General features: G+C 42.7%; 10 protein-coding genes and 3 pseudogenes. 7 read left to right on the forward strand and 6 right to left on the reverse strand.

Features of this window, described 5'->3' with window-relative positions; all coding sequences use genetic code 11:
* Positions 1-15: 15 nt before the first annotated feature.
* The 3 genes and pseudogenes from M2277_RS31755 (at position 16) to M2277_RS31765 (ending at position 702) form a co-directional block, all read left to right on the forward strand.
* Positions 16-198 (forward strand): YhjD family protein, encoded by a 183-nt coding sequence (locus M2277_RS31755; RefSeq protein ID WP_466044606.1) that lies wholly within the window; start codon positions 16-18, stop codon positions 196-198.
* A complete protein-coding gene (locus M2277_RS31760) occupies positions 188-349 on the forward strand; it encodes a YhjD family protein (protein WP_481857779.1) in 162 nt (53 codons plus the stop codon). The genes M2277_RS31755 and M2277_RS31760 overlap by 11 nt, the downstream gene beginning before the upstream one ends.
* A pseudogene (locus tag M2277_RS31765) lies at positions 321-702 on the forward strand (YolD-like family protein). Before M2277_RS31760 ends, M2277_RS31765 begins: the two are co-directional and overlap by 29 nt.
* Positions 703-1288: 586 nt before the next feature.
* Here M2277_RS31765 and M2277_RS20720 read toward each other — a convergent pair.
* The 4 genes from M2277_RS20720 to M2277_RS20735 all read right to left on the reverse strand — a co-directional run bounded on the left by M2277_RS20720 (position 1289) and on the right by M2277_RS20735 (position 5311).
* On the reverse strand, positions 1289-2506 hold the full coding sequence (locus M2277_RS20720; RefSeq protein WP_040681020.1) for a sialidase family protein: 1218 nt from the start codon (positions 2504-2506) through the stop codon (positions 1289-1291).
* 48 nt (positions 2507-2554) lie between these two features.
* Positions 2555-2920 (reverse strand): hypothetical protein, encoded by a 366-nt coding sequence (locus M2277_RS20725; RefSeq protein WP_006212436.1) that lies wholly within the window; start codon positions 2918-2920, stop codon positions 2555-2557.
* Between the two features lie 91 nt (positions 2921-3011).
* Positions 3012-4112, reverse strand: a complete 1101-nt coding sequence (locus tag M2277_RS20730) for a glycosyltransferase family 4 protein (protein ID WP_280755472.1) — start codon at positions 4110-4112, stop codon at positions 3012-3014.
* Positions 4109-5311 (reverse strand): glycosyltransferase family 2 protein, encoded by a 1203-nt coding sequence (locus M2277_RS20735; protein ID WP_228030058.1) that lies wholly within the window; start codon positions 5309-5311, stop codon positions 4109-4111. Before M2277_RS20735 ends, M2277_RS20730 begins: the two co-directional genes overlap by 4 nt.
* A 256-nt stretch (positions 5312-5567) precedes the next feature.
* On the opposite strand from M2277_RS20735, the pseudogene M2277_RS20740 reads away from it, so the two are divergent.
* A pseudogene (locus tag M2277_RS20740) lies at positions 5568-5718 on the forward strand (YolD-like family protein); the annotation flags it as partial.
* 25 nt (positions 5719-5743) lie between these two features.
* Complete coding sequence (locus M2277_RS20745) at positions 5744-6175, forward strand: DUF4275 family protein (RefSeq protein ID WP_280755473.1); 432 nt, start codon at positions 5744-5746, stop codon at positions 6173-6175.
* 126 nt (positions 6176-6301) lie between these two features.
* On the opposite strand, the gene M2277_RS20750 is transcribed toward M2277_RS20745, so the two are convergent.
* Positions 6302-7012, reverse strand: a complete 711-nt coding sequence (locus tag M2277_RS20750) for an aspartate/glutamate racemase family protein (RefSeq protein ID WP_006212432.1) — start codon at positions 7010-7012, stop codon at positions 6302-6304.
* A gap of 67 nt (positions 7013-7079) precedes the next feature.
* Positions 7080-7283: a hypothetical protein gene (locus M2277_RS20755; protein ID WP_006212431.1), complete on the reverse strand. Its 204-nt coding sequence runs from the start codon at positions 7281-7283 to the stop codon at positions 7080-7082.
* Positions 7284-7546: 263 nt separating this feature from the next.
* Between M2277_RS20755 and M2277_RS20760 the strand changes: the two genes are divergently transcribed.
* On the forward strand, positions 7547-7930 hold the full coding sequence (locus tag M2277_RS20760) for a YhjD family protein (protein WP_036640751.1): 384 nt from the start codon (positions 7547-7549) through the stop codon (positions 7928-7930).
* Positions 7927-8796, forward strand: a pseudogene (locus M2277_RS20765) (DNA polymerase IV); the annotation flags it as partial. The gene M2277_RS20760 and the pseudogene M2277_RS20765, both read left to right, overlap by 4 nt.
* Positions 8797-8867 lie beyond the last annotated feature (71 nt).

The following is an 8867-nucleotide window of genomic DNA, read 5'->3' on the forward strand; positions in this document are numbered from 1 at the left end:
CTCTTGCTCGATGTGATGGAAAAAGATCAAGGTATCCTGTCCGCTGCAGCCTTAAAGATGCCTGTAATAACAAACACCATAATTAAACGACTGCAGAAAGCGGCACTAGCTGACTTGTCACAGGTACGTCAAGACATGCGTCGGCGAGGAATGAAGGTGTACGAGGAGCGAAAGACCCGTCTTGGGCGTGGAAGTTGAATTTTTATGTAGAGGATATCACCAAAAATTGTCCATGCTTTGGGGGCTGGTTGAAGCAGAGATTGAGGAGAGGTCGTACACGTATTTGAGGTTCGATATCTTAGACAAGAGGGGAATATCAATTGACAACGCGCAAAAAGCTGGAGGGTAACAGGCTATGGGAATCAAGTCGGATGATGCTGCCAGAGCATAAGGAAACAATAATCTATAATCTGCCGGCAGCTGGAGGAGGGCAGGAAAGATCGAACGACATTGGATCCACAGGAAATGGAATTAATCGAACAAGCGCTGGCTGAATCTTTTCATGAACACCGTGCCCTTACTGTAAGGCTGTTTGATGAGTATGAAGATACAGAGTTAACAGGTATTGTCGTACTGATCCACACGTTCAGACGGGAAATCAAATTGTCCATCTCTGAAGTAGGTTGGCAATGGATCAAGATCGATGAGAATTGTTTCTGCTCACTGAACCTATTTTCAAAGAGGACGATGTGGCCTTATTAAAGGTCACAAAAAAAGTCACAAAAATTCCGGTCGAATATGAATACTGGCGATTGATTAATTTCGAGTGAGTCAAATTCAACTTTGATTTATACCTAAAATTTCAAAGGTGAACCGAAGCGAATTATAGTCAAATATGGGCGGCATGATGTAAGTAAGGCCTTAAAAACCTTATAATACCGCTATTTAAAAGGCTCCCGAAAGGGAGCCTTTTATTATAAATCACAAAAAAATCACATTCTCTGCAAAAATCAGAAATCAAGAATATCAGCGAAATGGCTTTTGATCTTCTCATCAGCATTTTTTCATCTTTTCAGTCGGAACCTCTGAATGAAAAAGGCATGGATTGATGCAGGACATGGTGGTAAAGATCCGAGGGCAGTCGGTAACTGGGCTGAAGGACAAGGATATTGTTTAGGTATCCTTGGGTAAACAGCGTCTTGCTGCCGAGTATGACGGTGTGCAGGTGTTGTTATCCAGATCAAGACCAAAGCGGTAAATAAAGCCGGAGCTGAGTAGTTCAATTTCATCCAAAGGATATGTTGTTTTCAACCAGATTCCTTCTTTGACTTGGTCCCTCATCCCATGTTTATTGGTTATCGCCAAACCAGATGTTTTCAGTCCCTGTACGGGTGTCAGTCCAAGCTGTTACGAGCCGACCTGTTTGAGGAACTATCGCATTTCCGATGTAGTCCCCTATTACTTGTAACCCCGCGACACTAAACGAAGTTGTCGTAATACGGGTGTTGATGAACGTAGTTCCACCGTCCCTGGACGTGGCAAGAAATACGTCAAGATTCAGCGGACTTACCCGATTGGTGTAATAGGATACGAATACCGCTCCATCTGTTGGCGAGACGGTGATGGCCGGGAAAAAATTTTGGGATCCCACCGGACTGTTTGCAATGGGTTTAGGCGCTCCCCAGGTCTGGCCAAAGTCTGTGGAAATTGAGAGAAAGATATCGGAATAACCTTCACGATAATCTTGCCACACGGCATAGACGTTCCCTCGTGATGCTGGTGCATTAGAGATGTCCGCTGCAAGTGAAGGATACGTCAGGCAACGGAATTGATAACCAGGAAGCGGCGAGGGTACTACAACAACAGATGTTATTATAGTCTGAGCCGCAAATGTTGATCCACCATCTTGTGAGATGCGAACGATAAATTCAGATGTTCCTGGAGGTTGCGTAATCCATCCTACAATGAGTATTCCATTTAACGTGATTGCGATACCAGGAAATTCTTCAAATACATTTACTGAAGATAGGAGCAGTGGCCTTTCATACGAGTTTCCGCCATCTTGCGATCGATTGAAGAATATCGTATTCCCCGGGATGAATTGCGTGTTGTAATCATGCGTATAACCAGTATAAATGTTTCCAAAGAATGGGCTGGACCCAGCCTTGTCGCTGATAACCACCACCTGATCGTCATTAACGAACTGTCCGAATCCTTGGTTCACGATGACAGGTGCTCCAAAAGATGAAGCGTTATCGTTAGAAATATAACTTACGATCGAACCGCTAAGTCCATCAGCATCAAAGGCGTGTGCTGCCACGACAAACGTATTGGGGAAAATATAATCAATATGAGGAGCTTCTATTCCAGCGAACCCAGCTGGTAAAGGCAGCAACACCGTGCTCCACGTTGCGCCGGCATCGATAGACTTGTATAATCCAATATTTGCCGGACCTGCTCGAAAATCTACAGCCACCACCACCATAACAGAGGGGTTAAGCCAATTTACGGCGATGGTTGGCTCAAACTGGCTACTCGCACTTGGCGAGATTTGGATATTTACCATGGTCACCACCCTTGTTAACATGAAACAGATCATTCTTATTTTTTCAGATTACGGGTTGAGCTGCCCAATTTGAGTGAGTTCTTGCTGTAACACCTTTTGGTAATGAATAACATTGCCGGATGAATCAGTTCCGAATACGTTGATAACAGTGTCTGTCGGAACCGTCCCTGTCACAAGAAATTGGACCTCATATGAAGAGTTGCCAGCGATATTGAAATTAAGAATTTGGCTGGTATTTGCGTTGATATTTAGCATATTGGAATAAATCAGCGCCTTACTCACCAAAGTATTCCACACGTAAATGTGATAAACCACATTAGATGAGAAACTGAGATTATCATTAGCAATGTTAATTACAATGTTCGAAGCATTAGGAGAACCAGTATTCGTAATCATGCCTGTTGTTAACGCCATATAACCACTGCCCTTCAATTAGTTTTTACTAGTATACGTATTTAGATCTCCGGGTTGTGTGGACAAAGCTATATAGCTATTAGCCTTTTTGTTATCTCAGTCTGTTTCTGTTAACTCGACGACCTTGGTCTAGATGATTCAACATGGTGCTAAACCGATTAGCATATACGCTACTGGAAAAATGCCTTTTGATATGAGCTTCTGCGTTAACAATCAGTTGCTCTCTCTCATTCTTGTTAGTCAACAGGGATATTGCCTCCAGAGTGGCTTCCTCTATTCTACCTTGAGTATAAAACTTACCCGTCTTGTTATGAGTGATAAATCGCCTAACCCCTCCTGAATCAGTAGACAGAACCGGGCAGCGGCACAACATAGCTTCAGCAACAGCATATCCAAATCCTTCAGAAATCGAGGTCGAAAGAAGGAATCCCCCTGAATCGCCAATGATGCTTAGATAGTCCGCCATAAGATCATGAGGTACGTTTGAGTAACGGATAAGACGAGCCTTGAGAGTTGGGTTATTCGCAAGCATCTCGTTAAAATCCTCAAGTTCTGCAGGATCGGCCATCGTTTCGTCTTCAAAGAGCCACAAATATAGATCTGGATACAAACCGATGAGCGTCTGTCCTAACAATAAAAAATCACGCCAATTTTTATTAGACTGTAAACGCCCCACCCAGCCTAAAATCGGGAAGGATTTTCTGGGATAGGCTGTATATCCGAAGTATTCCCAATCCAGAGGATCATCAAAACTGTATTGAGGGATTTCGGGATAGTTCGAACTCATGAGTTCTCTCAGTTGTTGATTATAAGGATAAAGTATTGCATCCGCGTGCTCATAAATTTGATCTTTGAAGGACTGCGTTAGAAGGAGCCGCTCTTCATGTCTTCCCAAACCCTGCAGTTCAAAAATGAGTCGGCCGCTGTACCCAAAGCTTCTTAACTGTGCGAGCATGTTAATGTCAGAGCATACCGTTATTGCATCATAACCTTCGCGCTTAATGATTTCCCGGATGGTTTCCTTTTCACAAGTAACAAATGTCGTGATGTTCTTGATGTTGTTTCTGCCCTCCCCATCGAATGTATAGAGAAGATGGGATTCAACTCCGTGCGCTATCAACGCTTTGCTTCGAATCCGGTTTAGGGTCTCCATCCCTCCGCTCGGGTTGTAAAACATAAACAACACTTTCATGATGGATCACCAACGTGTTTAACCCTTTCTTCAAGTAAATGAACTAGATTATTGGTTCGGAACAATTCATTGGAAAGCACGGGCTTAATCAAATCCACGGTACGGTAACCAATGACCGCGTGATTATCCGTATAATACGTGGACCATATGTTATGGCCTGATTTATGAAGCTGGTTGATCAGAATTTGTAAATCCATTACATTCTGAAAACCTTTTAAATCGAGCAACATGGTAAAAGGAGTATGAAGACTTCGAACAGTAGCCAGAACAGCCACATCCTTCTCCCAATTCGGGTACGTTGCATAGACTGAACATGGATGCGGGATCTGTTTCAGGGCAGCACTCACATGTTGATCTGAAGAGAGGTCCAACACATAACATATATAGTTACTGAAAACTTGCTCATAGAGATTTTCAATTCGATCTATCGTTTCTTCCGAAACTTCACGCAGTGGAAGCAGAATACTAATTTCCGGGGCAATTCCCCTCCGCCTTCTTGCATCATGTCTGGCCAGATGATAAGCATATCGCCATTTCCGATGAGCATCCGTGGTCTTAAGTTGTGCTGAAACGCTGAAGGTCGAGTCCACCCGATATTCCATTAGCTCAACTGGAATATATTTGATGTCACAGTAGTCCGTGAGCTTTAGCCAATAATCATAATCCTCAACCGGAGCCAAACTGTAACCTCCTGGTACTTTCTTAGCGTAGCATGATTTATACATAAATGAGACACCAACGATGGAGGAGTCAAGCAGCGCCTCTTTGGGTTTCCCTTGATACTTACGCAATGCACTGAGTGCAACCTCATCGTTCAAAGGTTTATTGTCGTTATCAATTGATTGGAAAGAACTATACACCAGTCCCAGCTCCTCAGGGCCTTTCAGTAAGGCGGCACGGAGCACCTCCAAAAAATGCGGACCATAGATATTATCGCTCGATACCCAAGTCAAGAATTGGATTCTTCTATCCTTAAACAACTCTGCAAACCCCGTATTAAGTGCATGTGGAACTCCTTGGTTGATGGCGTAAGAGACCGTGTTCACTCGGGAATCGTTACCTACGAGAGACTGGACCAACGGTTCCATTTCGGGAGCCCCATCGATGACAATGACCATTTTAAACTGCTGGATTGTTTGGTTCAGCACGGAATGAAGTGCCGCTTTCAGGAATTCAGGCTTTTGCTTATAAAGAGGCATGACAATCCCCAAATCCACCAAGGCTTTCACCACTTCCCTTAAGGATTTATTAACAGTGTATTGAGGCCATTAGTCCTTGCTTGTGCGAATAACCATCTATGTATCACTAAAATGCTCTTAGTTTAGAAAACGATAGGTTTCATTGTTCTTGAATGGATGAATAAGTGGCCGAGCGGCTTATTTTTACATTGATAAAAGAACGAGTGTTTGCATATAATACAAACAAACGTTCTTATAACAAGAGACGGAATATCAATTGACAACGCGCAAAAAGCTGGAGGGTAACGGGCTATGGGAACCAAGTCGGATGATGTTGCCAGAGCATAAAGAAACAATAATCCACCGGCAGCTAGAAGAGGGGAGGAAAAGATCGACCAACGTTGGATCCTCAAGAAATGGAGTTGATCTAACAAGTACTGGCATGAGAACTCCTTGAGTGCTAGTAGGGGTCAGATTATCAAAGCAACTATAGGCGTGGCGACATCACCACGACAAGCAAACAAAATCTTCGAACTTCTCTCGCTGCCTGAATTATGGGATAGGGCTTTTGCTAAAAACATTAGCGATGAAATCAAAAAAGAGATCCATTATCATCAATATAAGTGGCACATATTTAGCTACAAAAAGAAAGAGTGTTTAGAAGGAGAAGCAGCGAGGGATGCATTTGATATTCTTACTAAAAATGAATTATATGTTATGTATCAAAACTCCCCCGATATCGTATTTGAGTATAAAAACGCTAAGGATGTAGTATCGGCCAATTTTGATTCTGAGCAAGATATCTATATATTCGACAAGAGTTTCAAATGGACTTACATACATACCCATGAATCAATGTGTGGGCCATACTTTAATAAAAAATGAACTTGTATAGAAGTAGTGGCAGTTATGTTCGGTTGTGGTTATATGCAAAAAAAGTGATAGATCAAGTTTTGGTTATCCACTTTTTTATGAACGTTCTATTTCGCTTAACAAGGGCCCTTGCATTAATCAACTATGATGGAGGGTCTCTTTTAAAGCAAAGTCAACAGCACTTTTAGCATGGAGTGTTGCTGTATCATATACGGGTATATTGCAATCATCCTGTGAGATGAGCAGCGTTATTTCTGTACATCCCAGAATAATACCTTCTGCGCCTTGTTGTATAAGATGATTTATGATCTTTAAGTAGGTTTGCTTAGACTCTTCACTAATGATGCCAAGACAAAGCTCTTGATAGATTATGTCATGTATAACCAATCGATCGTCTTCATTTGGCACAATAACCTCGAGCTCAAACTTTTCTGTAAGTCTGCCCTTGTAAAAATCTTGTTCCATGGTAAATGCAGTACCCAATAACGCGACCTTCTTAATTCCATCTGTAACGATTCTCGTTGCTGTCGAATCCGCAATATGGATTAACGGAATCGATACCGATTCTTCAACTTCTTTTGCCATCTTATGCATGGTATTCGTACAGATGACAAGTAAATCCGCTCCAGCCGTTTCAAGTTTTTGTGCTATATCAATCATAATTCTCGCAGCCTCATCCCAGTTCCCTTGATGCTGCAAATTCTTAATTTCTTGGAAATCCACCGAATACATGAGGCTTCTTGCAGAATGATGCTCGCCTAGACTTTCCTTTACATATTGATTAATGATTTGGTAGTAGAGCTGTGATGACTCCCAACTCATGCCGCCAATAAGACCTATAGTTTTCATCCTAAACACCCCGTTTTATGTAAAAATTATCGATAAAATAACTCTTCCGCATAATTGCAAGCATGGTTTATTTTTTTTGCACTGTTGAATGATTGCTTTTTTCCTCTTTCGTTTTCAAATTCATATAGAGCAGTATGCTTCCAAAGAATGATATTTCAATTGCCCCCGTAATGATCCGCATGGGGCGTGTTTCTTTAAAATCAAATAAAATATGTCCCAGACAGTACAATGCCGAGAGAGCAATGATCCACCGAAGTATTACTTTTTTCACTAGCAGTCACTCCCTTATCTAGAAACAATAATACTACAAGTGAGGGGAAAAACCACCTTTTTCGGATGTTTGCAGATTTAGTTCAATATATTATATATTCATCCGTTTGGCTGTTGAAGTGAATGCCTGTAATGAATGGAATGGGAACAGCTTGCTGCTTTTCGCAGGAGCTGTTTTTGGTTTGGAGTAAATTTACATTGATAAAAGAACGAATGTTCGCATATAATACAAACGAATGTTCCCATTGCGAGGTGGATATAAATATGTTGAGCATTGGACTTAAGCCAGATGAAAGCAAGTTAGTAAAGGACTACACATTATTGCCTTTATTGCTTGATGTACTGGAAAATGATCGCAGTGTTCTTTGCCAATCTGATTTAAAGACATCCGAAGTGACCCGTGTTATGATCGACCGTTTACAGACTGCAGCCTTAGCCGATTTAACGGCAGCGCGAAGGAGCATGCGTGAGAATGACTTAAAAGTGTACCAGCATCGAAAGACCAATCTAGGCATTGAAGTTGAATTTGTGTGCAGAGGATACCACCATAAACTGTCCATGCTTTGGGGACTGATTGAAGCGGAAATTGAGCAGAGGTCCTATACCTATTTAGGGCTGAACATTGCAGACAAGGGGGGGCCGCATTGAAATCAAACAACCGGGTAGTCATGCTGGCGGATTGCCAGTCCTTTTATGCTTCTGTTGAAAAAGCCGATCATCCAGAGTATAAAAATCGCCCCCTGGTAGTTGCTGGTGATCCGGAAAGGCGTTCAGGAATCGTGTTGGCTGCATGCCCACTTGCAAAGGAAAAAGGAATAACGACAGCCGAGAGGCTGGGCGAGGCGCTTGCCAAATGTCCAGACCTCGTTGTCATCAAACCACGTATGCAAAAGTATATAGACGTCTCGATGCAGATTACTGAGATATATAAAAGCTACACGGATTTGGTCGAGCCCTACAGCATTGATGAACAGTTTCTCGATGTCACGGGTTCCTTACACCTCTATGGAACGCCAGTGGAGCTGGCCCAGATCATTCAGCGGCACGTCATGGAGGCGACAGGTGTTCGTGCTCGGTTTGGAATTGCCGAAACCAAAATACTTGCCAAGACGGCATGTGATAACTTCGCGAAAAAGAATCCGTCGGGACTCTACATTTTGTCAAAGGATACGCTTGCAGATACCTTATGGAAACTGCCGGTGAGCAGCATGTTTATGGCCGGCAGCAAGATGACGCGCCATTTTAACGTAATGGGTTTGCCTACGATCGGCAGCGTTGCTCAGACTCCCCTCTCTAAGCTAAAACAAATGATGCGTCGTAAGTTTGGCAAAAACTCCGATATCTCCGCTGAAATGTATTGGCGCATCGCTAATGGAATCGACGATAGCCCCGTGCGTCCGGGAACGCACCAGGTAGACCCCAAGTCAGTCGGTCATATGATGACCTTGCCTCGTGATTATGCAAAGCTGGAGGAGATCAAGGTCGTGCTGTTGGGTATCTATATAAAAACATGTGTGCATAAAGGGTCTAATCTTTTAATTCTTTGGAGGAATAATATTTTTCAAGTTGTTTGATATAGAGCACA

The organism is Paenibacillus sp. LBL, assembly GCF_029893715.1.
GTDB classification, from domain to species: Bacteria; Bacillota; Bacilli; order Paenibacillales; family Paenibacillaceae; genus Paenibacillus_AQ; species Paenibacillus_AQ glucanolyticus.